We start from the raw sequence: 20,637 nt of genomic DNA, 5'->3' as shown, positions 1-20,637 counted from the left end.
TCGTGTACACCTCCGGCGGGCGAACCACGGCAATCATATGCCAGTAGTCCCAAGCGCGCTATTGTGAATCGAAACATCGGCCGTGGGACGGCCGCGGGCGAGGACGCACGTACACCAGTGACATCATGAGTGGACACGACACAACACAGGGTAGCCCATTCGCGCCGCACACCCGGGCGGACACGACCGCGATGCTCGAGGCCATCGGCGTCGACAGCGAGGACGACCTCTTCGACATCCCCGAGAGCGTCCTGTTCGACGGCGAGTTCGGCATCGAGGCACGCGACGAACGGACCGTTCGGGCCGAAGTAGCAGCCACACTCGACCGAAACGACGACCTGGTCGAACTCCTCGGACGGGGCCACTACGGCCACTACGTCCCGTCGGTCGTCGACCACCTCTCGCTTCGTTCGGAGTTCCTCACCTCGTACACGCAGTACCAGCCCGAAATCACGCAGGGGTTCCTGCAGGCGCTGTTCGAGTACCAGTCGATGCTGGTCGAACTCACGGGGTTGGGCGTCGCGAACTGTTCGATGTACGACGCCGCGACCGCGCTCGGCGAGGCGGCGACACTCGCCGACCGCCTCCGACAGACCTCGGGGACGCAGGTGCTGGTCCCCCGGCACCTCGCAGAAGGGCGACGCGAGGTGCTTGCGAACTACGTCTCGGGCACCGACCTCACCGTCGACACGTACCCCATGGACGACGGGAACGCTGACCTCGACGCGCTCTCGGACATGGTCGGCGACGAGACCGTCATGGTGTACGCCGAGAACCCGACGGTCCGGGGCTGTGTGGAAGAAGGACTCGACGCCATCGGCGACCTCGCCGAGGACAACGACGCGCTGTTCACGCTCGGGTCGGACCCCGTCGCACTCGCGCTGCTACAGGAGCCGGCGAGCGTCGGCGCGGACGTGGTCGTCGGTTCGGCGGACGTGCTCGGGATGCCCACCAGCTACGGGATGGGCCTCGGGTTGTTCGCCACCCGCGAGGACTACGTCCGGCAGGTGCCGGGCCGTCTCGTCGGGGCGAGCGAGGACGCGGACGGGAAGCGAACGTACACGCTCACGCTCCAGACCCGTGAACAGCACATCCGCCGGGAGCGGGCGACCTCGAACATCTGTACGAACCAGGCGTGGGTCGCGCTCCGGGCTGCCATGCACGCGGCGTCGCTGGGGCCGGACGGCCTCGCCGACCTCGCCGGGGAGTCGGTCACGCGGGCAAGCGACCTCGCCGACCGCGTCACTGACATCGTCGGTGTGAAAGCACCGATACACGACCGACACCACTTCCGGGAGTTCGTCGCACACACGGACCAGCCCGCGAGGGCCATCTCGGAAGACCTCGAAGACGAGGGCTACGCGGTCCACGTCCTCGGTGAACACGAGATACAGCTCTGTGTGACGGGGGCGACCGATGCGCAACTGGACGACTTCGTCGAGACGCTCGCGGAGGTGGCGAAATGAACTTCGACCAGGCACGGTGGACCCACGACGAGGAGCGCTACGAACCGCTGCTCTCGGAGAAGCACACGAAGGAGGCAGACCTCGACGACTCGCCGCTCCCAGACGACCTGACGCGAGACTCGCTCGACCTGCCAGACCTCTCGGAACCGGAGATCGCCCGGCACTACACGCGCCTCTCGGAGATGAACTACGGCGTCGACTCGGGACCGTACCCGCTCGGGTCCTGTACGATGAAGTACAACCCGAAGTTCACCGAGGACGTGGCCGCCCTCGAATCGGGGGCCGTCCATCCGGACCGTCCCGAGGAGAGTATCCAGGGAACGCTCTCTATCCTCTACGACCTGCAGGACTACCTCGGCCGTATCGGCGGGATGGACGCGGTCACGCTCCAGCCCCCCGCGGGCGCGGCCGGTGAGTTCACCGGCGTGCTCGTCGCGAAGGCCTACCACCAGCACAACGGCGAGGACCGCTCGGAGATAATCGTCCCCGAGAGCGCCCACGGGACGAACTTCGCCAGTGCCGCTCTCGCGGGCTACGACGTGGTCGAACTCCCCGGCGGTGAGGACGGTCGCGTCGACCTCGACGCGCTCGAGGCCGCACTCTCCGAGGAGACCGCCTTGCTCATGCTCACCAACCCGAACACCCTCGGGTTGTTCGAGCGTGACATCGAGACCATCGCGGAGATGGTCCACGACGCGGGTGGCCTGCTCTACTACGACGGTGCGAACCTCAACGCCCTGCTCGGGCGGGCCCGCCCCGGCGACATGGGCTTCGACATCATGCACTACAACGTCCACAAGACGTTCGCTACCCCCCACGGTGGCGGTGGTCCGGGGGCCGGTCCAGTCGGTGTGGTCGACGACCTCGCCCCGTTCCTCCCCCGGCCGCAGGTCGAGAAGACGGACGGGAAGTACGAACTGGTCGACCCCGAACACTCGGTCGGGAAGGTTCACGGCTACCTCGGCAACTGGCTCGTCCTGCTCAAGGCGTACGCCTACATCGCCCGGCTGGGCGACCCCGGCCTGCGCGACGCCAGCGCGAAGGCGGTCCTGAACGCGAACTACCTCGCGACCCAGGTGGACTACGAGGTGCCCTACGGGCCGTTCCACCACGAGTTCGTCGCGAGCGCGGGCGATCAGGACGCCGCCGACGTGGCCAAGCGGATGCTCGACTACGGCGTGCACCCGCCGACGACGAAGTGGCCCGAAATCGTCAGCGAGGCGCTGATGACCGAGCCGACCGAGATAGAGAACAAGGAGACGCTCGACCAGCTCGCCCACGCCTTCAACGCGGTCGCAGCCGAAGACGACGAGACGCTGGAGGCGGCTCCCGAGCGCACCACGGCCCGCCGCATCGACCAGACCTCGGCGGCGCGAGACCTGCGGCTGTCGTGGCAGTCACTGGACGAGGAGTAGCGCGGTCGGCCTCTTCGACTGTTCTGTGTTTTACGGGACGACACGTCGCGCAGCGCCGGCTCCGTCTGAATCACGAGACGACTGAGTGAGCCGTCGAGGGTCCTGCTCTGATGGCCGCAGGGTTGTTATCGAACGCGGATTTGCTATCGCAGTATAGCATTTATGACCGGGCATCAACGCGGTGATAGCTCACATCGTCGCTGTAACCTTTATCGCAGAAAGTAGCCTCTTTTCTGGTATGACGAAGCAGACTTCGCGACGATGGCTTCTCGGAGGAATCGGTGCCGGGGTAGTCACGACACTGGCAGGCTGTATGGGCTACCTGACGAACGACACTCCCGCGGATGCGAACGGTCCGGAAGGCGACCGGCAGCGGGCCGAGCAACCCGGGGCGGCCGAGACCTCGCTCCTCGCGTCACCCGCGCTCGGGAACGCGAACGCACCGGTCACGATCGAAGCCTACACCGACTACATGTGCGGGCACTGCAGTACCTTCCACCTGGAGACGCTGCCGAAGATCGAGGACAAGTACCTCTCGACGGGCGATGTCTACTACATCCACAGGGACTTCCCCATCCCGCTGAGCGAGTGGTCGTGGAACACGGCGATGGCAGGACGAAGCGTGCAGGCGAACGAGGGAATGGACGCGTTCTTCGAGTTCACCGAGAGCGCGTACGAAGAACAGGGCGACATGAACTGGGCGACCATCGAGGACGTCGCCCGTCGTGTGGGTGCGGACGCAAAGCGGGTCGTCGCGGACGCGAAAGACGGTGCTCACCGGCCGACCGTCGAGGCCGACCGACAGTCCGGCATCGACCGGGGGGTCCGCGGGACACCGACGTTCTTCGTGAACGGGGAAGAACTCGTGCCGGAGAAGTCGTGGTGGTACACCGTCGACACCGGTCTACAGGCCGCGCTGGAGTGAGGAGTTCGGCGGTCGGGATGCTGGTGTTGCCACTCTTACCCCTGGGGTTCGACGGCAGAAGTGGACTGTTCAGGCTTCGCTGGTGTCGACGGCTCCGTCGATCTTGACGAACCCGTAATCACACTCGGTGCAGTGCCACTTTATCTTCTCGCCGAGGTGCATCTCTGTGCTCGCAGCGCGGTAGAACGTCTCGTCACCCTCACAATCGGGGCAGTAGTGCTCCATTTCCAGGCTCATACCCAGCGCTCCGTGGGCGTGGAACTTTATCGATTCGGTCCACGCCTGCTATCGGAAGAGCTCGTCGAGGTCGAGGTCCTGAACGTCGTCGGGAGCCTCGGGTTCCCTGCGGGACGGGTCGTCGTCGACGGTCTCGGTGACGAACGCCTCGAACACGTCCGAACCGATGGGCTCCGGTCGCTGGTCGTCGTCACACTCTGCGAGTGCGATTACCTTCTCGGGGGTGTCCGCTGCGGACGACGCCAGAACCTCCTCGGGTGCGACACGGGTGTTCGGGAGTGCCATAGCGTTGTTTGTTATTGCCACGCATATTAATTTACGTCAGACGTTCGGCAGACGAACTCCGTGCGTGCCGGTCGACCTGGTGAGTCTACCGCGATGACACGCCCGAGACGGCCAGTGGCTGCCAGTAAACTGCATTTCACGATACGAAATCGGTGCGCCGCTCTCACCCTGTCTGGACGAGTCCCGGGCAACCGGTTCCGGCGCGAGCCAAGTTAAGTGGCCGGCGGTCGAAACACCGGATATGAAGATATACACCGGTCGTGGTGACGACGGGATGACCGACCTCCGAGACATGTCTCGCGTCGCCAAGACCAGTCCGCGAATCGAAGCCTACGGGACCGTCGACGAGTTGAACGCGCTCATCGGGACGGTCCGCCCGACCGGTCACGACGACATCGACGAGAAACTCGAAGGCGTCCAGAACCACCTCCACATCGTCCAGGCGGACTTCGCGAACCCCGACCCCGACGAGGACGACCCGGTCATCGAGGAGTCCCACGTCGACCAGGTCGAGGACTGGATCGACGAGTACGACGACGAGCTCGACCCGCTCACGTCGTTCATCCTCCCGACCGGTTCGGCGAAAGGGTCGAAGCTCCACCACGCCCGCGCCGTCTGTCGACGGGCAGAGCGGCGGGCGGTCGCGATGGCCGCGAACGACCCGGTCAACGAGGAAGCGATTCAGTACCTGAACCGACTCTCCGACGGGCTGTTCGTCTGGGCTCGTGTCGTGAACAAGCGTGACGGTGTTCCCGAGGAGAATCCGACTTACTGAGGGCCCAGCGCGCGCTTATTCGGCGTGAACACCTCCGTTCTCTCGTGAGTTCACTGGCCAGACTCCTGCTCGTCCTGTCTCTCGGCGCCCTCGTTCTGGCGTTGAATCCCTCGCTCGTCCCGGTGGAGGCCCAGTTCGGCCCGCCGGAAGCCCCACCTGCGGACCTCGACGACTCGGTCATCGAAGCGGCGATACACGCACAGGTGAACGAGGTGCGAGTGGAACAGGGCCTCAGACCCCTGGTGTTCGACGAGTCACTGGCCGAAGTCAGTCGCTATCACAGCACGGATATGGCCACGAATGACTACGTCGGCCACGTCGCACCGACGGGTGAGACCGTCCTGAACCGGTACGACCAGTTCCGGTACGATTGCCGCATCAGGGTCGACGGTGAGAACGTCGTCTACGGCGGCGAGAACGTCTTCTACGTCTCGTTCACGGGTGTGGCCTACACCGACGACGACATCGCCGAGCGTGCAGTCGCCGGCTGGATGAACTCGACGGGTCACCGCGAGAACCTCCTCTCGGACTACTGGTTCCGTGAGGGCATCGGTGTGGTCGTCGACGTCGACGAGACGTCCGGGAACACCTCCGTGTACGTCACGCAGAACTTCTGCTGAGCGTCTTCTGTCGGGCGTCGTTCGTCAGGCCCGCTCGTACACGAGCATGCCGCCACGCTCACGACGCGTGACTTCGTCGCGCGCTTCGAGGACGTCCAGGTGGCCGACCGCTTCGCTCATCCCCGAGAACTGCTCTGTGACCGGGAGGTCGTCGAACAGCCCGTGCATCACGTCGACCGCCGTCGTCGGCTCCTCGACCAGTTCGGCGACGGCCTGTGTCCGCGCTTCGTGAGCGTCGAGTATCTCCGCGATTCGTCCTGCCGGGTCCGTTATCGTGTCGCGATGGCCCGGCAAGAGGCGGTCGTAGCCCGCGTCACGCTGTCGGGCGAGCGCCTCGTTGTAGCGCGGGAGGACCCGCGGTCGCTCGGCACCGGGCTCCGGTGGCGGCTGGAGGAACGGGTTCGGCGTGATGTCGGGGAGGACGTTGTCGCCGACCACGCCCACGTAGTCGTCACCGTCCTCGTAGGAGAACGTCAGCTCGCCCGCGGCGTGTCCCTGGACGCTCGCCACCTCGACCAGAGTGTCGTCGACGGTCATGTCGTCTCCGTCTCCGATGACGGTGTCCGTCTCGACGTCCGGCCCGTACCGCAGGAACACCTCTGGGAGGTCGGTCACCGACTCCGCCGTCGATTCGGCCATCCCGTTGCGCTCGAAGAAGTCGACGAAGAACTCGCGCTCGTACTCCCAGCGACCCTCGAAGTCCGCGATGATGTCGGCACACTGCTCGCTGGCGTACACGTCCGCGCCGAGGTCGCGAAACCGCTGTGCGAGCCCGAAGTGGTCGGGGTGTGGGTGGGTGATGAGTACCCGCTCGATATCTTCGGGGCCGAGCTCCCGCGTCTCCAGCCCGGACAGCAGTGTCGACCAGGCTTCTTCACTGTCTGGCCCGGGGTCGACCAGTGTCCGACCTGCGAGATAGGCGTTGACCGGACCGACCTGAAACGGCGTCGGGATAGCGAACCGCTCGAACATACCCGTCCAGTCGGACCGCCGTCTGGTAAACTCTTGGCATGGCGGCTGTCGAAACGGAGCGGCCGGTGAGAAGCAGGACAGGGACCTACCGGGTGATGCCCACGGTAGTCGGCGGCACGTCGCACCTTCATCGACGCACCGAGTCTGGCTCGCTATGGGAGTGTGGCACCGGCCGTGGTTTTAGGTGCGCCTAACAATTAGAAAAAGGCTGTGGTTTTGGCCAGCCTAAAAGAAACTGGCGACTAGTGTAGCGTAGTCGACGTGAAATCGACCCCCGGAGGGGAAAGGGTTAAACTCTTATCATGCCTATTGATGTGTATGAACAAGCATTTTAAAGACGCCCAGTACTACCTCAAGCGAGCCGGCGAGCACACCAAAGAGGGAGCCAAAGAGGAGTTCGAGACCATCCAGCAGCGGTTCGACGAACTCCGCGGCAAGGAGGCCGAACCCGAACCCTCGCGCGTCGAGAAGTTCCAGAAGGACCTGAAGAGCTACGAAAAGAAAGCGGAGGGCAAGGTCAAAGAGAACGTCCGCGAAGCCCGCAAGAAGCTCGAAGGCTACCGCAAGCAGGAAGCGTAATCGCGGAAAGCAACTCTTAAGTTTCACAACCGGGTAGCCGAGAGTGCGTACCCGGGTTGGTGGTCTAGTCCGGTTATGACACCTCCTTCACACGGAGGAAGTCGGCAGTTCAAATCTGCCCCAACCCATCCACTCAGTTCCTTCGTGGAGAGTAGTTAACCGCAAGACGTAGCGGTGGTGCTGTTCTACCCCTATCACGACTCATCAAGTGAGCGGTCGGTGCTGTCCAAATCACCAGATGTGGTAGGCTTCGTCTTGGAGTAGTTGGGGTAGTACCTAGAATGTTTCCCCTGACAACCAGAAAATGCTCTATCTGATGTGAAATTAGTAATTCAGAGAAAGACTCTTAAGTTGTCAAATAGTATTACAAACTATGTCACAGGCATTGAGATATATCCAAGCAGGGTTTGGAGTCCTCGCAATACTATTCGCCTACGATACTGCAATGACCATAATGGGCGGGAATCTCGAAGCCGGACTAACTCCGGGGTGGGTAGGTTTCGCAACGGCTCACCCGACCCTATTTGCATTCATATTGGTGATAGGGGCGGCAGTCATCGGAGGGCCATTCATCGCCGCTGTAGAGAATTTCTGAGGCGTGATCCTGTGTAATCAAAAGCAGGATACTATCACATCGAGCGGGAAAGAACACCGGCTCGATGAATCAAAGCACCCGGTTAGAACATTGACTGGTGTATGAAAGCGCGCATTTTGTAACTCCGTCTGCGAAATATTCAGTCAAAATTTGGATTTTGACACCGTCGGTTATCCTTACAACATCTCATCCACTTCCAACAATTCACATTCACTCTGGTTGAGGAGCATTAATGTGTGGGTGGCGTTACATTGCAATCATATGGCAAGTAGTGGCGGAATAGGTGGCGTCCCAAGTTGGGCGCTACTTATCGGTATCGGAGGTTTCGCATTGGTTTTGATGGGAAGAGGAGTACTCGATCCCGCCTACAACGTCATGGGCACAACAATCAGAACGGTTGACGCCGCTGGCGGAGTAATTGGTCTTGGCCTCGCCGTCGTCACATTAGCGATGGTTATGTGGGCGATAGGTCAACTTAGTCGGCTCTGAAAGGGAGTTCGACCTCTAGTCGATTTAGAAGTGCTTTGAATCTTCGAAAACAGGCAGTATGGAGGCTACCCTGACAACTATCTTGCCCAATCATAGAGTGGCTTGGTGCATCGAGGGGTGAGAAACATACTGCTCGATGAATGAGTCTATTCAAAAAACACTCGTAGAAGAAGGTGGTCATTTCGTGCGGCAGAATTAGTTTGTCTGATGAATGGAGAACTAAAACGCCACCTACATATTCTGTTAGAAAGCCCCTCGATGCTGTAGGACACTGAGAAAGTACAGTAGACAACGACTCACCTCTCCAAGACCGTTCTACCCTAACTACTGTGCAGGCGTTTATATACGGGGTGGGGATGCTCCTGTTATTCTTCAGGCCCATATGGGTCGGTGCGAAGGATGGTTCTGAATATCAGAGTGTGAGCGAACAAATGGCTTCCACTCGTCGTCACTTCGAGTCGGTGGATTGCCCTGAGTGAGTTTGCCCCACACTTTCTGGATGTAGTTCTTCGTGGTACGACCCTGCGCCCCGATGAGTTCAGACTCTACCCGTGCGAATGGTGGAGGATTGTTCTCAGAGCTACGAGCGGGGTGATATGGTGTCGCATCTCCATACTGTTCCGCTTCTTGCTTCAGCACCAACCCACAGATACAAAATGCAACCACATCAGAACGCATACCGAACTTCTGGAGGTCAAGGCTGAATAGCCGATCGAGAGCCATACGCCGTTGAATCGAACAGAGGCCGAGCTGTCCAGCCAACGCAAGTAGTGATTCGCGTTTGAACTGGTTATCAACATCTCTGTATACGTCAACGTCGTCTCGATATTCCCAATGACAGTCTCGGTTGTGGTGGTCAAGCCGTTTGTAGTCCGCCTTGTTTTTCACGCCCTCTTTCCTCCAGTGAATTTCCGTGCGGTTCCCAATTTCAAGCGTTCTCTCTCGTGCCTTTTGCTCGTCTTCTTTAGAAGGCCCCGGTTCGTTCAATGTTCGCCAGTCCACGAAGGAGGAAGGTGTAGTAGTCTTTGACTGTACTCCAGTCTCGCCAGTAGTAGTTGTAGCCGACATAGTAATCAGTAATCTCGGGCCTCGATGCAGTGAACCGTAGCCGAGGCTAACTGGTTGAGGTTCCCTGAGAAGTCTTCACTCTAAAGACGTGGAGCAGTCGCAAATAGATACCGAAATTCGCACGACAACGCTTTGGTGACGATGCTAGTTCAAAGAAATAGAGAGGTGTTTTGGACGGTCATACCCCGGGGGTATTGGCACGGGATGTGTTTGCTAAATCCTTATTCCATCCCGAACTCCCGTCGTCGCAATTCCCGCTTTTCTCTCTCCGTTCGAGCGTCGTAGTGTTTCTCCAACGTCTTCACAGAGACGTTCATCCGGTCGGAGAGCAGTTCCTTCCCGTGACCTTCGTTGAGCCAATGGGTGATTGCTCCGCGTCGTATCGGGTGCGGTGAGACGGATGATGGACACTTGGATGCGAGGTCATACTCTTGGACGGCTTCACACTCCGACTGCTCGCGTCCATGTGGACACTCACCCGTAGTGTGACACGGACGAGTGACGCGGTTGATGTGCATCCGGAGGTTCGACCGGACAGTTCGCCCTTGCGTAGAGGGGAACATCGGCTCGCGGTCGTAATCGTCGGTCACGTCATTGCGATGAATCAGGATGTAGTCGTCAAGGATTTCGCACACCCACGAATGGAGGTTGACTTCCCGCTCGGCGCGAGTTCCGTTCTTCAACGGGGTGTCTTCCTCCGGTCGATGGTGTATCTCCACGTACTGTTCTTCCGAGTGGTAGTCGTCGAGGTCGATGGCACGGACTGTCCCAATTCGGAAGCCGGTATCCCACAGGAGAGCGAACAGCGCGTGACGTAGCGTTGCGTACTCGAACTTCTCCAGATAGTTCAGAATCTGGTCGGCGCGTTCAGCATCGAGTTTGGTGTCTCGCGTGTCGTCTCCCGGCTCGGGGAGAATCATGTTCTGGACTAACCCCGAGTTCACCAAATCCATGGACTGACACCACTTGAGGAACACTCGGAGGGTACACATATTCTTGTAGAGCGTGACCTCGTTGATTCCTCCGACCTCGCGTCGGTATATCTTGAAGTCGTGGACGTGGAATCCATCAACGTCGCAGATGTTGTCCAGTTCTTCAACCTCGCAGAACTCAAGGAAGGCGTTGAGGGTACAGGCGTGATTGTAGTGGGTTGACTCCGAGACTTCGGGCTTCCGCTCTTTCAGATACCGTTCTACTGCGCGTTCGGGCTTCATCTGTCGGCTCATGGTGTTTTCTGAAGCCGTAACGCCCGGTGTGGTACAGCGGGGTATGACCGTGTACTTCACCACTCGGTTCCGCGCCCGTCCTACGGTATCTTGAGTACCGTAACCGCTGGACGGCGCGGGTAGGTCGGCAGTTCAAATCTGCCCCAACCCACTACTTTTGCGCCGAACTACACCGTGAGGCGCAAATTCGTTCTGTTTGGCAGTTTGAACTCGGGAGCGAAGCGAACGTAGTGAGCGGAGTGACCAACGTTCAAATCTGCCCCAACCCACTAATTTTGTGCCGAACAACTCGTGAGGCACAAACCCGTCCTGCTTGGCAGTTAGCAACGGCGTCTCCTCTCGAACTCACTCACTCCGAGTTGCTCTGCTCGCTTCACATCCTTCTGTCGCAGGTACAGTACAGAGACGACTGGTCGTCGCTCGTCGGTCTGCGTTGGGGAAAAGTGCTCCGTCAGGGATTCGAACCCTGGTCCTTGCCGTGAGAGGGCAAGATGATTGGCCGGACTACACCAACGGAGCAGTCCTTCGTTCGCATTAATCCGTATTGCAGGGATACTAAAAACCCTTGCGTTTCGAGGGAGCCGTGGTGCGGTTTACCGTCCTGCACCCTCTTATTCGTCGTCGAACGGCGACCCGGCGGCGTCGGGTTCGTGACCGGCCAGGCTGACGATGTTCTCGCGGCCGACACGGAGTTTGCTGATGTCGCCTTCGTCCTCCATCTCGGAGAGGAGCATGCTGACTTTGGATTTGGACCAGTCGGTTTCGTCGACGATGTTGGACTGGCGCATGCGGCCGCCGTGTTCTTCGAGGAGTGTGAGGACGCGGTCTTCGTCGGTGAGGAGTTCCTCGTCGCTGACGGCGGGTTCGGGTGTCGGCGGTGCGGTGCCCGCTGCGCCGGTCGTCTGGGGACCGGCGTCGTCGGTGGTCTGGGCCGTGTCGGGGGCGGTCGGGCTGTCAGGAGTGGGTGGTGTGGCCGCGGTGTCGCCGCTGTCGTCGTCGCGGGTGCGCCACCAGACGGCGACGCTGCCGACGCCGACGAGAGCGACGGCGAGGAGGACGGGCATGGTCGGGAAGTCGCCACCGCTGGTGTCGGCTCCGGGGGTCGTCTCGGCGGCGGTCGTCTCGCTTCCCTCCGCCGTGCTCGTCTCACCGTCGCCGGAGGTCGTCGTCCCTGCGGCGCTCCTGGGGACGAACTCGACTCGCGGGCGTTCGTCGGAGAACTGTTTCTCGCCTTGCCAGGTCACGGAGTCGCTGGTTGCGGGGGAGTCACCGGAGAAGGTTCCCTCTGGAGTGACCGAGGCGAACGCGAGACTCGGGCCGGTCTCGACGACGAGTGACTGGCTCGGGCCGATGTAGAGGCCACCTTCGAAGACGTCACTGACGACGACGCGGTCGTTCGCGACGCGAGCGAAACCGGTCCAGACGAACGACAGCTGGACGATACCGATGTCGTTGAAGCCGGTCTGGATGGTCGCACGACGCTCGAAGTCCGTGGCTGTCATCTCTCGACCGGTCTGGTTCTGTCCGGCAGCGACGAGACTGTCGGCGCGACGCTGGAAGTCGCTCCAGAGTTCGGTCTGGTTGTTCTCGAACTGGTCGGCGAACTCCTCGAACTGGGCTCGTTCGGAGTCGTTGAGGTTCCGTTCGTAGTGGATGGCGAAGCGTGCCGACCCGTTTTCGAAGACGTGAATCTGGAACTGTGTGCGGTCGAACTCCTGCGCTCCTGCGAGATCTCCCCGGGGGGTTTCCACGGTCGGGGTTGGGGCCTTCGCGACCTCGTTGGTCGGGCCCGTACCCGCGAGCATGGCCGCGCCCACGAGGAGGACGACGAGTGTTCCGACACCAAATGACCGACGCATTCGTCCACCCATTCTCGGGGAGGGGTAAAGAACGCTAGGCCATGTGATTGACGAAACGGCCGCGTGCCATGACACGTTCGGGCTGTCGCCACGCTGATACGTCTTCGGTGGGGTCGGTCGGGAGGACGACGAGGTCGGCGGCGAGGCCGGGGGCGACGCGGCCGGTCTCGACGCCGAGGAGGGCGGCGGCGTTCACGGTCGCGGCGTCGAGTGCCTGTTTCGGGGTCAGCCCGTACGTTACGAGGAGTTCGAGTTCGTGGGGGATGTCGGTGAACTCGTTGTAGGGCGTCCCTGCGTCGGTGCCCATCGCGACCGTAACGCCGGCAGCGAGTGCGTGCTCGAAGGCGTCCTCGAAGGCGTCGAGGGCGTGTTCGCCCTTCTCGACCGCCCACTCGGGGATGGTTCCCTGGTCGGCGTTGTCGACGATGCCGTGGACCGCGCTCGCGGTGGGGACCCAGTAGGTACCTGCCTCGGCCATGGCCTCGGCGGCGTGTTCGTCCATGTAGGTGCCGTGTTCGATACTGGTGATGCCGGCGGCGACCGCGTTCTCGATACCCTGTGTTCCGTGGGCGTGGGCGGCGGTGGGGACGCCCTTCGCGCTCGCCGCGTCGACGAGTGTGGTGAGCTCGCCCGGGGTGAGTTCCGGCGCGCCGGTCTGGGCACCTTTTGTGAGGACGCCCCCCGTCGCCATGCACTTCACCACGTCAGCGTCGGCTTTGAGCTGCTCGCGGACGGCCTTTCGAACCTCTGTGGACCCGTCGGCCTCGCGACCGAACCAGTGACCGTGGCCGCCGGTCATGACGACGTTTTGCCCGCACGCGTGGACGCGTGGGCCCGCGATGACGCCGTCCTCGACTGCCTGCCGGGCGTCGAGTGCGATGTCGTCGGGTGCGCCGAGGTCTCTGACGGTCGTGACGCCCGCGGTGACTGCGTCGCGGAGGTTGCGCGTGGCCTGGTACGTGAGGGTGGCCGTCGACGCGTCGACGTTCGCCGAGGGGTCTGGGCCGGCGTCCATCATCAGGTGGACGTGTGCGTCCACGAGACCGGGTGCGAGATACGCGCCGTCGAGGTGGTGGACGGTGGCGTCGGCCGTGTCGACGCCGTCGTCGTTTCCGTCGTCACCGACACTGGCGTCGGTGTCGACAGGGTCGACCTGGATGATACGCCCGTCGTCGACCACGACGGTTGCGTCACGCACGCCGTCGGTATCGACGACGGTGCCGCCACGGAAGACGTGCGTCGTCATCGTGCCTCCTGTCGGTCACGGTCGGCCGATGGTTCGGTACCGTGGAGGGCCTCGGCGACGCGCGAGGCATCGGCCACGCGTCGGCGGTCGTCAGAACGAGCAACTGCGGTCCAGGGTAGACGCAACGATGTAGTCACGACTGGTCGATTCGAGGGGTGACACGAAAAAACCGACCTGTGCAGGATGACGACTCACACGGTCGGGCCAACCGTCGCATGGGTTGGTGCGGGTTGGTGTGGTGGTTCGGGTGGTCTGGATTGTGTGGGTGGTTCGGGGTCGGGTGGGTGTGTGCCTCTGACGGATCGGTGATGGGGGGGTGGGTGGGGGTCGTCCAGTCAGGGTGTCGGCAACCAGAGTTGGTGCTGCCGTCACACCCTACACCACCCTTGTGGAGCGACCATTATAAAATCACCGGTGCAAATTACTAATGGCCATCGAACCGTGAAATTGCCATTAGATAGAAATAAAAGGAGCGCTCAAGTACTATATACAACGGCTCAGCCGGGAGTGTGTAACAGTGAGACTACGCCAACCAACCGATTTCCTGATACTCGAAGCGCTGCAAGCACAGGGCAGAAACGTCGCGACCAACCTCGCCCACCACACGGGCAAGAGTCGCAAGAACATCAACAGTCGACTGCCGGTCCTCGCGGACTACAAACTCGTCGAGAAGATCGGCCCGGCGGACCGGTCCGGTCTCTACGAGATCACCAAGAAGGGCAAGATCGCCCTGATGTACCAGGACCAGTACGACGAGGTCGACGACTTCGGGTCGCTCATCGAGGGCCCCCACGCTAGCGACCCACAGGCTGGTTCCCAGCCCCAGGGACAGCTCGTTCGCGGTGGCGACGAAGACGACGAGAGCGACGACGAGAACTGATTACGGTTCGACGCCGACTACCGTTCGTGCTCGGTTCCGGTCGCGTCCGGTCTTTTCGACGCAGGTCACGCACCAGACGCCGGGCGTCGCGTCCTGTCCGTCGCTGCCCGCGACGAGTGCCGATGCCGCGTGTCGGGACTGTACACGACTACAGCTGTCGCAGCGGAACGACCGCGCCGGGACGTCCTGGTCTTCGATGACCGCTGCCATCTCTCGATACGTTTCCCTCCGGCGGCGGACCCGCGGGTGAAGCCCCGCGACCGCCTCGACGAGTTCTCCCCAGATAACCCCCATCTCGGCTGAGTATTCAGCTCCCCTCCTCATTAGTAATCGGGCCTTGTTATCTGGTAGCATTTCGAGTTCGCGACGGAATCGGCCGTTAGAACAGCTCTAATCTCCGGTTATGCCGCATCGTTCTGGAACGTTCACGGCCATGCCCGGTACCGAATCAGCGATGGCGCTCGCGGATGGTCGCGGTTGAACACCAGCATCCGGCAGTCACTGCCGGTCGGGAGTGAGAGCAGGGACGGCAAACGAGCAGTACAGGGACCAGCAGGTCGGGAGTCGACGGGGTCAGGGCGCGAGCCGGTTCTTCCGGTTGCGCATGTTCTCCTCGTAGTACTCGAACGTGATGGGGCACCACTCGGCCGCGAGGTCGAGGACCGCCTCGGTCATCTCGCGAATCTCCCACTGTGCGTCGGCCGCGGCGCGCATGTCCGCGACGTGCATCAGCATCCGCGCGTTCATCGACATCACCATGTTGACCTTCGTGCCGATGGGCAGGACGAACCGCGCGTCCTCCGGCGGCATCCCGAGGTCGAGCAGGCGCTGGTACTCCTCGACGCTCCGGGTGACCGACTCGCGGAACACCTCCTCGCGCTCGGCGACGACCTCCTCGTCGACCGCGCCGGTCTTCTGGTTCCGGCCGACCCAGTTCGGGTCCGATGCCGACGGTGGCGTCACGACCAGTGCGCCCTCACGCACGTCCTCGGGGTCGATATCGTCGAACGACACGTAGCGCATCGACTGCACGTCGAAGCTGACGTGGCGGTGGCGCGTAATCTGGGCCATACAGGAGCGGCTGATGCCCTTCACCGCGAACGTCGCCTGGACGTGCTCGAACGGGCCGTAGTGACCGTGACTCAGGAGGTGGCCGATGAGCGTCTCCTGTTTCTCCTGCATCGTGTCGCCGTCGATGCCCGCCATCACCGTCTCGAAGTCGTCCTCGCCGACGAAGTCGCTGTAGTAGTCGTTTCGCGCCGCCTTGCAGATGAGTTCTTCCGGGTTCTCGGTGGCTTCGAGTAGTTGGACCTTCATGAGTGCCTCGTTGGATGCGTCCTCACGTTGCTGGTGTATAATCTATCTGGTCGTGGTCGCCGTCGAACCGGCGGCGAGAAGAGACCGACCGCCCGGGCCGCTTACTTCCGCTCCAGACGCTGCAGGCCGTGCCAGATGGCGTCGACCATCCTCTGCTCCCCGTCGCCGGACGCCTCGTCCCAGCCGCGCGCCAGCGCGTCCTCCAGTACGGTGAGGTCGTGGTTCTCGAAGTTGTTCATGCCGCGGAACGCCTCCAGTGCCTCGCGTTCGTCCTCGCCGAACGCCTCACCCACGTCGCCGTCGTAAAAGCCGAGTTCGGAGAGCGTCGCACAGACTTCGCGGGCCACGTCACCCGCCAGGTCACGGGTCTCCGCCGGTTCCTCGCGTGCCAGCAGCGTGATGTCGTACAGGCGGAACACCCGTTCGAGTTCGTCGATGGGGTGTTCGTGGTCGTCGACGCGCACGTCGACCCAGCGGTCGTTCCCGCCGTCGTAGCCGCCCTCGGGTTTCGCGATGTACAGCGCGGCGGACTGCTCGCCGCGGGAGTCGCCGCCGGCGTCGTTGCCGGCGTGCAGTGCCGCGATGAGCTTCTCGGGGAGGCCGCCCTCGGTCGACTCGAAGGTGTCGGCCATCGCGGTGAGCGTCTCCTCGTTCTCGAGGATGTTCCCCTGAACGCTGTAGTGTTCGCCCTGGAGGTCGCCGCAGACGTCGAAGCACTCCTCGCCGGTGAAGGCGTCGACCGAGCCGTCCTGCCCGACCACGCCGACCTGGCGGCGCGGGGCTTCGGGGTCGGCCGCGGTGAGTTCGTCGATGACCTCCTCGGCGGTCTTCCCGCGCCGAAGCAGGTCGAGCCCGTCGGGGCCGTAGGCGACGTTCGCGAAGCTCTGGGTCGCGATAGCGCCGGCGTCTGCGCTGACGAAGGGGACGACGGAGCCGACGCTGATGAACTTCGACTGGACGGCGACGCCGACCGCGTCGGAGTCGGGGTCGCGTGCGACGATGGAGAAGGTCATTCGCGACCACCCGCGTGTGTGTCACTCGAACCGTGCAGGTACATATCCGACACCTCGGCAGGGGTCGGCAAAAGCCTACGGCCCGCGGCAGTGCGGACGTGACGGCGGACGGGACGACCCGCAGGCGCTCAGTCCGCGGGTGACACCTCCAGCGGCGTCCCCGTCCGGGCGTCCGTGGACCCGGACTCGGTCGCGTCCGTCGCCCGCTTCGCCACCGTCAGTGGCTGGCGCGAGACGAGGTCACAGTCGAATCCGGGATGCTCGGCGTAGTGCCAGACCAGCATGTGCCGGCGGCCGCCCGTGAGGCCGGTCCGGCCGACCTCCGCGGCGGTGAACTCGTCCGGGAGTCGGCTGTACAGGCGCTCGCACGCCTCGAAGGAGTCGAACACCTTCCGGTGCCCGGCGGAGTTCGCGCCGCGGCGTTCGACCACGTAGCTGCCGTCTTCGCGGTGGGTGCAGGTCGTGTGGACGAACTCGTGTGTCTGTGTCACCGCGTCGGCCAGCTGGTCGCGGAGCTCCAGGGCGTCTTCGCGGGTCAGTTCGTACGTCTCGTCGCCGACAGCGAGCAACAGTCCGTTGCTATCGGCCGTGACCGTGAGTTCAGGCTCGTCGGTGGAGAATTTCTCGATCAGCCGCGTCGAGGCGACTTCCTCTATCCTCCGGCGTCTGTGTAGACATCGGTACTCGTTCGTACGACCGTGCCATGGTTAAACGTGGTGGTCGTACAGGTCCGGGTGTCGGACCGCCTCCGCCGACCGTCGGTCATTTCACGGACCCAGCCGTACCCGTGGCCATGGAGATACGCGGCGAGCGCGAGTGCAAGAACTGCGGGACGCGGTGGTCGTACTACGACACCGGGAGCGTCGCCTGCCCGGAGTGTGAGAGCCTCCACAGCGTCGGCGTCGACGACGACCGGAAGCTCCACACGGCGACCTCGGTCGAACTGGACCTCACCGAGGCGGTCTCACAGCTCGACGAGGTACCCGAGGACGAGGCGCTGGCGACGGTCAAATCGACCTGCCGGGAGTTCCGGCGCAAGTACGGGTTCGTCCACGCCGGCGAGTTACAGGACCTCCCGGATGCCTACCTCGTCGCGGGCGAACTACTCCACGTCGCGGACCTGGTCGGTCGGTCGCTCGGCCGCGACGACGACGAGGAGTTCTACCTGCTGTCGCTGTTGCGCGGCGACGGGGCTGACCGACCTGCGCCCGACGAGGTTCCCGCGTCCCTCCGGGAAGCTCGCGGGCTCGCGTACGCGGAGTCGGTCCGGGAGTACCGGCGCGAGTTGCGGGACTGGGCCGACGCGAACGACGTCGCGGTCGACCGGCCCGCGACCGAGGTGCTGGCGTCCATCGAGGAGCACGCAAAGCGCATCCGGGCGCTGGAGGGTGACGTCCCACCCCGCGACGTCGAGCGACTCGTCGCCGCAGTTCGGGAGGTCGCGCGCTACCTCCGCGACGGGGACGAGGCGGCGCTGGTACAGGCACAGAACAGGGTGTCGGCGCTCGGCGGCGACTGACTCAGTAGGCCTCCAGCGAGAAGCGTGCGACGAGCGCGCGGTTTACGACGGCGACGACCGCGAACGCGACCGCCAGCGCCGGAAAGCCCGCGGCGTACAGCGCGAGGGAACCGCCCCCGAACACGGCCAGTTCGACCGACAGCCGTGACAGACCGCGAAGCGGGACGCGCGCCTTCGGCGAGACGAACAGACCCCAGACGACTGCGGCGAGCAGCGGCAGGCCGAGGGCGAGACCGTACCGGACCAGCGAGCCGTCGCCGGCGCGGAACCCCCAGTAGCCGAGCGCGACGAGCACACCCAGCTCCAGCAGGAACCGACTCGCGAGGACGACGACTGCGAGCACTCCGAGGTCACCGATGTCGCGGGAGTCGTCGCGGCCGTCACCAGCGCCGTGTCGCCCGGTTTCGATTCGTCCAGCTTCGATTCGCCCGGTTTCGACCTGTTCAGTGTCGACTCGTGTCGACTGCACCGACCCGGACGTGGTTCTCGCCATCATACGGTGGCCGCCGTGGCGAGGGCCTCGGCTCTGGTCTTCACCGCCGTGTTCACGCCCTCGAAGTTCTGGCGGGTCTGGTCACCGAAGAACCGGAGGACGAGACCCGCCAGCACGCCGGAGAACGACTCCGACTGGGTGAGCCGTGAGCGACCGTCACCGATGTCCTCGACCCGGAAGCGGTGCTCACCGTCGAACAGCCCGCGGACGAACAGGTGGCCGACCCACGCGAACTCGCGCCCCTCGTCGACTTCGACGACGGTCGGCGTGAACGTCGGCATTCGACCGGCGTCCGGGCCGGGTGCCACGCGGAGACGTTCGCCCTCGGCGAGGGTCCCCGATACGAGCGAGTGTCGGTTCCACTCGGGGTAGCGCTCGAAGTCGGTCAGCACCTGCCAGACGGTCGCTGCCGGCGCGTCGATGTCGATGGTCGTGACGAGTGGATTCATACACACACGACGCACGGCGAGAAGATGAATGTTGTGTGATAATTGCTGGCTACTGAGTGTCGGAGGGCTGCCGAAATATCGTGTCTGTCAGACTACAGTTCGACGTCGATGCCCGACTCCAGGCTCGCCGCCCGGACCGTGTTGTACAGCAACATCGCGATGGTCATCGGGCCGACGCCGCCGGGCGAGGGGGAGATGACCGACGCTTTCTCTTTCGCGCTCTCGAAGTCCACGTCGCCGGTGAGCGTGTACCCCTTCTCGTTGTCGGCGTCGACGCGATTCGTCCCAACGTCGATGACGACCACGCCCTCGGAGAGCATGTCACCCGTGAGCAGTTCCGGCACACCGACCGCGGCGATGACGATGTCCGCGTTCCGGGTCTTCTCTTCGAGGTTCTGCGTGCGCGAGTGACACACCGTCACGGTCGCGTTCCCGCCCTCGGCCTTCTGGATGAGCAGGTTCGCCATCGGCTTCCCGACGATCTCGGAGCGACCCATGACGACCACGTCCTTGCCCTCGACGTCCACGTCGGCCGAGGCGAGCAGTTTCTGGATGCCGTGGGGCGTGCAGGGCTTGAACCGTGGCTCGCCGGCGACGAGGCGACCGACGTTCTCGGGATGGAACCCGTCGACGTCCTTCATCGGGTCGACCCGGCGCAGCACCTCGCGCTTGTCGACGTGGTCCGGGACCGGCATCTGGACGAGGATACCGTGGATGGCGGGGTCCGCGTTCAGGTCGTCGATGGTGTCGTACAGCTCCTGTGCGGGCGCGTCGGGGTCTATCTCGACGGTCGTCCCGTCGATACCGACCTCCTCACAGGCGCGCTGTTTCATCGAGACGTACGTCTGTGAGCCACCGTCGTCGCTCATCAGGACCGTCGCGAGCCCGGGGGTCACACCCTCGGCTTCCAGTGTGTCGATGGCGTCTGCGACGTCCGCGCGAACATCCTCGGCAACGGCGTTGCCGTCGATGACGTGGGTCATTACGTGCGGCTTGGTGGACCGACCCCTTCAACCCTCGGGTTCGTGCCTATCTCTCCCTCAGAAAGTCCGAAAAACAGCACATTCTTGCATACTTCTGCCGCCGGCACTCGTCGCCCGGGACCACTGGGGGTCAGTCGTCGCCCGGGACCACTGGGGGTCAGTCGTCGCCCGGGACCACTGGGGGTCAGTCGTCGCCCGGGACCACTGGGGGTCAGTCGTCGCCCGG

21 protein-coding genes and 2 tRNA genes are annotated in these 20,637 nt (G+C 63.2%); 10 read left to right on the top strand and 13 right to left on the bottom strand.

Features of this window, described 5'->3' with window-relative positions; translation table 11 throughout:
• The first annotated feature begins 125 nt into the window (after nucleotides 1-125).
• The 3 genes from gcvPA (at nucleotide 126) to ACSC1R_RS00105 (ending at nucleotide 3,806) form a co-directional block, all read left to right on the top strand.
• Nucleotides 126-1,466, top strand: a complete 1,341-nt coding sequence (gene gcvPA, locus ACSC1R_RS00115) for an aminomethyl-transferring glycine dehydrogenase subunit GcvPA (protein ID WP_439027043.1) — start codon at nucleotides 126-128, stop codon at nucleotides 1,464-1,466.
• A complete protein-coding gene (gene gcvPB, locus ACSC1R_RS00110) occupies nucleotides 1,463-2,881 on the top strand; it encodes an aminomethyl-transferring glycine dehydrogenase subunit GcvPB (protein WP_439027042.1) in 1,419 nt (472 codons plus the stop codon). The genes gcvPA and gcvPB overlap by 4 nt, the downstream gene beginning before the upstream one ends.
• A gap of 238 nt (nucleotides 2,882-3,119) precedes the next feature.
• A complete protein-coding gene (locus ACSC1R_RS00105) occupies nucleotides 3,120-3,806 on the top strand; it encodes a DsbA family protein (protein WP_439027041.1) in 687 nt (228 codons plus the stop codon).
• Between the two features lie 69 nt (nucleotides 3,807-3,875).
• On the opposite strand, the gene ACSC1R_RS00100 is transcribed toward ACSC1R_RS00105, so the two are convergent.
• Entirely contained in the window at nucleotides 3,876-4,043 is a 168-nt protein-coding gene (locus ACSC1R_RS00100; RefSeq protein ID WP_439027040.1) for a DUF7838 family putative zinc beta-ribbon protein, read from the bottom strand.
• Between the two features lie 48 nt (nucleotides 4,044-4,091).
• Nucleotides 4,092-4,328 carry a hypothetical protein gene (locus ACSC1R_RS00095; protein ID WP_439027039.1) on the bottom strand — a complete coding sequence of 79 codons (237 nt, stop codon included), beginning with the start codon at nucleotides 4,326-4,328 and terminating at the stop codon, nucleotides 4,092-4,094.
• A 241-nt stretch (nucleotides 4,329-4,569) separates the two neighbouring features.
• On the opposite strand from ACSC1R_RS00095, the gene ACSC1R_RS00090 reads away from it, so the two are divergent.
• Together ACSC1R_RS00090 and ACSC1R_RS00085 are read left to right on the top strand one after the other, a co-directional pair.
• Entirely contained in the window at nucleotides 4,570-5,103 is a 534-nt protein-coding gene (locus ACSC1R_RS00090) for a cob(I)yrinic acid a,c-diamide adenosyltransferase (RefSeq protein ID WP_439027038.1), read from the top strand.
• A gap of 44 nt (nucleotides 5,104-5,147) precedes the next feature.
• Nucleotides 5,148-5,723, top strand: coding sequence for a CAP domain-containing protein (locus tag ACSC1R_RS00085; RefSeq protein WP_439027037.1), 576 nt, complete (start codon nucleotides 5,148-5,150; stop codon nucleotides 5,721-5,723).
• 24 nt (nucleotides 5,724-5,747) lie between these two features.
• Here ACSC1R_RS00085 and ACSC1R_RS00080 read toward each other — a convergent pair whose 3' ends face one another.
• On the bottom strand, nucleotides 5,748-6,695 hold the full coding sequence (locus tag ACSC1R_RS00080; RefSeq protein ID WP_439027036.1) for an MBL fold metallo-hydrolase: 948 nt from the start codon (nucleotides 6,693-6,695) through the stop codon (nucleotides 5,748-5,750).
• Nucleotides 6,696-7,013: 318 nt separating this feature from the next.
• On the opposite strand from ACSC1R_RS00080, the gene ACSC1R_RS00075 reads away from it, so the two are divergent.
• The 3 genes from ACSC1R_RS00075 (at nucleotide 7,014) to ACSC1R_RS00065 (ending at nucleotide 7,869) form a co-directional block, all read left to right on the top strand.
• Nucleotides 7,014-7,274 (top strand): DUF7553 family protein, encoded by a 261-nt coding sequence (locus tag ACSC1R_RS00075; RefSeq protein WP_439027035.1) that lies wholly within the window; start codon nucleotides 7,014-7,016, stop codon nucleotides 7,272-7,274.
• Nucleotides 7,275-7,327: 53 nt separating this feature from the next.
• Nucleotides 7,328-7,402: transfer RNA gene (locus ACSC1R_RS00070), tRNA-Val, on the top strand.
• Between the two features lie 245 nt (nucleotides 7,403-7,647).
• Nucleotides 7,648-7,869, top strand: coding sequence for a hypothetical protein (locus ACSC1R_RS00065; protein WP_439027034.1), 222 nt, complete (start codon nucleotides 7,648-7,650; stop codon nucleotides 7,867-7,869).
• A 1,778-nt stretch (nucleotides 7,870-9,647) separates the two neighbouring features.
• Here ACSC1R_RS00065 and ACSC1R_RS00060 read toward each other — a convergent pair.
• The 4 genes from ACSC1R_RS00060 to ACSC1R_RS00045 form a co-directional block, all read right to left on the bottom strand.
• Complete coding sequence (locus tag ACSC1R_RS00060) at nucleotides 9,648-10,715, bottom strand: tyrosine-type recombinase/integrase (RefSeq protein WP_439027033.1); 1,068 nt, start codon at nucleotides 10,713-10,715, stop codon at nucleotides 9,648-9,650.
• A gap of 381 nt (nucleotides 10,716-11,096) precedes the next feature.
• Nucleotides 11,097-11,171, bottom strand: a tRNA-Glu gene (locus ACSC1R_RS00055).
• A 92-nt stretch (nucleotides 11,172-11,263) separates the two neighbouring features.
• Nucleotides 11,264-12,511: a DUF7343 domain-containing protein gene (locus tag ACSC1R_RS00050; RefSeq protein ID WP_439027032.1), complete on the bottom strand. Its 1,248-nt coding sequence runs from the start codon at nucleotides 12,509-12,511 to the stop codon at nucleotides 11,264-11,266.
• 34 nt (nucleotides 12,512-12,545) lie between these two features.
• Entirely contained in the window at nucleotides 12,546-13,757 is a 1,212-nt protein-coding gene (locus ACSC1R_RS00045; RefSeq protein WP_439027031.1) for an amidohydrolase family protein, read from the bottom strand.
• A 517-nt stretch (nucleotides 13,758-14,274) separates the two neighbouring features.
• On the opposite strand from ACSC1R_RS00045, the gene ACSC1R_RS00040 reads away from it, so the two are divergent.
• The gene (locus ACSC1R_RS00040; RefSeq protein WP_439027030.1) at nucleotides 14,275-14,637 is read left to right on the top strand and encodes a winged helix-turn-helix transcriptional regulator; all 363 of its coding nucleotides are present in this window, start codon (nucleotides 14,275-14,277) and stop codon (nucleotides 14,635-14,637) included.
• 573 nt (nucleotides 14,638-15,210) lie between these two features.
• Here ACSC1R_RS00040 and thyX read toward each other — a convergent pair.
• From thyX to ACSC1R_RS00025, 3 genes are all read right to left on the bottom strand, one after another.
• Nucleotides 15,211-15,954 (bottom strand): FAD-dependent thymidylate synthase, encoded by a 744-nt coding sequence (thyX, locus tag ACSC1R_RS00035; protein ID WP_439027029.1) that lies wholly within the window; start codon nucleotides 15,952-15,954, stop codon nucleotides 15,211-15,213.
• A gap of 101 nt (nucleotides 15,955-16,055) precedes the next feature.
• On the bottom strand, nucleotides 16,056-16,967 hold the full coding sequence (locus ACSC1R_RS00030) for a DUF1028 domain-containing protein (RefSeq protein WP_439027028.1): 912 nt from the start codon (nucleotides 16,965-16,967) through the stop codon (nucleotides 16,056-16,058).
• 128 nt (nucleotides 16,968-17,095) lie between these two features.
• On the bottom strand, nucleotides 17,096-17,536 hold the full coding sequence (locus ACSC1R_RS00025) for a DUF7528 family protein (RefSeq protein WP_439027027.1): 441 nt from the start codon (nucleotides 17,534-17,536) through the stop codon (nucleotides 17,096-17,098).
• A 224-nt stretch (nucleotides 17,537-17,760) separates the two neighbouring features.
• On the opposite strand from ACSC1R_RS00025, the gene ACSC1R_RS00020 reads away from it, so the two are divergent.
• Nucleotides 17,761-18,486, top strand: a complete 726-nt coding sequence (locus ACSC1R_RS00020; RefSeq protein ID WP_439027026.1) for a DUF7117 family protein — start codon at nucleotides 17,761-17,763, stop codon at nucleotides 18,484-18,486.
• Nucleotide 18,487: 1 nt separating this feature from the next.
• On the opposite strand, the gene ACSC1R_RS00015 is transcribed toward ACSC1R_RS00020, so the two are convergent.
• From ACSC1R_RS00015 to ACSC1R_RS00005, 3 genes are all read right to left on the bottom strand, one after another.
• Nucleotides 18,488-18,982, bottom strand: coding sequence for a YrdB family protein (locus tag ACSC1R_RS00015; protein ID WP_439027025.1), 495 nt, complete (start codon nucleotides 18,980-18,982; stop codon nucleotides 18,488-18,490).
• Nucleotides 18,979-19,428, bottom strand: a complete 450-nt coding sequence (locus ACSC1R_RS00010; protein WP_439027024.1) for an SRPBCC family protein — start codon at nucleotides 19,426-19,428, stop codon at nucleotides 18,979-18,981. Before ACSC1R_RS00010 ends, ACSC1R_RS00015 begins: the two co-directional genes overlap by 4 nt.
• Before the next feature lie 92 nt (nucleotides 19,429-19,520).
• Complete coding sequence (locus tag ACSC1R_RS00005; protein WP_439027023.1) at nucleotides 19,521-20,411, bottom strand: bifunctional methylenetetrahydrofolate dehydrogenase/methenyltetrahydrofolate cyclohydrolase; 891 nt, start codon at nucleotides 20,409-20,411, stop codon at nucleotides 19,521-19,523.
• Between the last annotated feature and the right edge of the window lie 226 nt (nucleotides 20,412-20,637).

The sequence above is a fragment of the Haloarchaeobius ordinarius genome, from assembly GCF_051801355.1.
Classification (GTDB): domain Archaea; phylum Halobacteriota; class Halobacteria; order Halobacteriales; family Natrialbaceae; genus Haloarchaeobius.
The sequence above is the reverse complement of the archived record's forward strand: the minus strand, read 5'-3'. Positions and strand labels throughout refer to the sequence as shown.

What these genes read in the sequence shown, in the direction of transcription:
- gcvPA (WP_439027043.1), top strand. Translation starts at nt 126, where the DNA reads ATGAGTGGACACGACACAACACAGGGTAGCCCATTCGCGCCGCACACC.
- gcvPB (WP_439027042.1), top strand. Translation starts at nt 1,463, where the DNA reads ATGAACTTCGACCAGGCACGGTGGACCCACGACGAGGAGCGCTACGAA.
- ACSC1R_RS00105 (WP_439027041.1), top strand. Translation starts at nt 3,120, where the DNA reads ATGACGAAGCAGACTTCGCGACGATGGCTTCTCGGAGGAATCGGTGCC.
- ACSC1R_RS00100 (WP_439027040.1), bottom strand. Translation starts at nt 4,043, where the DNA reads ATGAGCCTGGAAATGGAGCACTACTGCCCCGATTGTGAGGGTGACGAG.
- ACSC1R_RS00095 (WP_439027039.1), bottom strand. Translation starts at nt 4,328, where the DNA reads ATGGCACTCCCGAACACCCGTGTCGCACCCGAGGAGGTTCTGGCGTCG.
- ACSC1R_RS00090 (WP_439027038.1), top strand. Translation starts at nt 4,570, where the DNA reads ATGAAGATATACACCGGTCGTGGTGACGACGGGATGACCGACCTCCGA.
- ACSC1R_RS00080 (WP_439027036.1), bottom strand. Translation starts at nt 6,695, where the DNA reads ATGTTCGAGCGGTTCGCTATCCCGACGCCGTTTCAGGTCGGTCCGGTC.
- ACSC1R_RS00075 (WP_439027035.1), top strand. Translation starts at nt 7,014, where the DNA reads ATGAACAAGCATTTTAAAGACGCCCAGTACTACCTCAAGCGAGCCGGC.
- ACSC1R_RS00065 (WP_439027034.1), top strand. Translation starts at nt 7,648, where the DNA reads ATGTCACAGGCATTGAGATATATCCAAGCAGGGTTTGGAGTCCTCGCA.
- ACSC1R_RS00050 (WP_439027032.1), bottom strand. Translation starts at nt 12,511, where the DNA reads ATGCGTCGGTCATTTGGTGTCGGAACACTCGTCGTCCTCCTCGTGGGC.
- ACSC1R_RS00045 (WP_439027031.1), bottom strand. Translation starts at nt 13,757, where the DNA reads ATGACGACGCACGTCTTCCGTGGCGGCACCGTCGTCGATACCGACGGC.
- thyX (WP_439027029.1), bottom strand. Translation starts at nt 15,954, where the DNA reads ATGAAGGTCCAACTACTCGAAGCCACCGAGAACCCGGAAGAACTCATC.
- ACSC1R_RS00030 (WP_439027028.1), bottom strand. Translation starts at nt 16,967, where the DNA reads ATGACCTTCTCCATCGTCGCACGCGACCCCGACTCCGACGCGGTCGGC.
- ACSC1R_RS00020 (WP_439027026.1), top strand. Translation starts at nt 17,761, where the DNA reads ATGGAGATACGCGGCGAGCGCGAGTGCAAGAACTGCGGGACGCGGTGG.
- ACSC1R_RS00015 (WP_439027025.1), bottom strand. Translation starts at nt 18,982, where the DNA reads ATGATGGCGAGAACCACGTCCGGGTCGGTGCAGTCGACACGAGTCGAC.
- ACSC1R_RS00010 (WP_439027024.1), bottom strand. Translation starts at nt 19,428, where the DNA reads ATGAATCCACTCGTCACGACCATCGACATCGACGCGCCGGCAGCGACC.
- ACSC1R_RS00005 (WP_439027023.1), bottom strand. Translation starts at nt 20,411, where the DNA reads ATGACCCACGTCATCGACGGCAACGCCGTTGCCGAGGATGTTCGCGCG.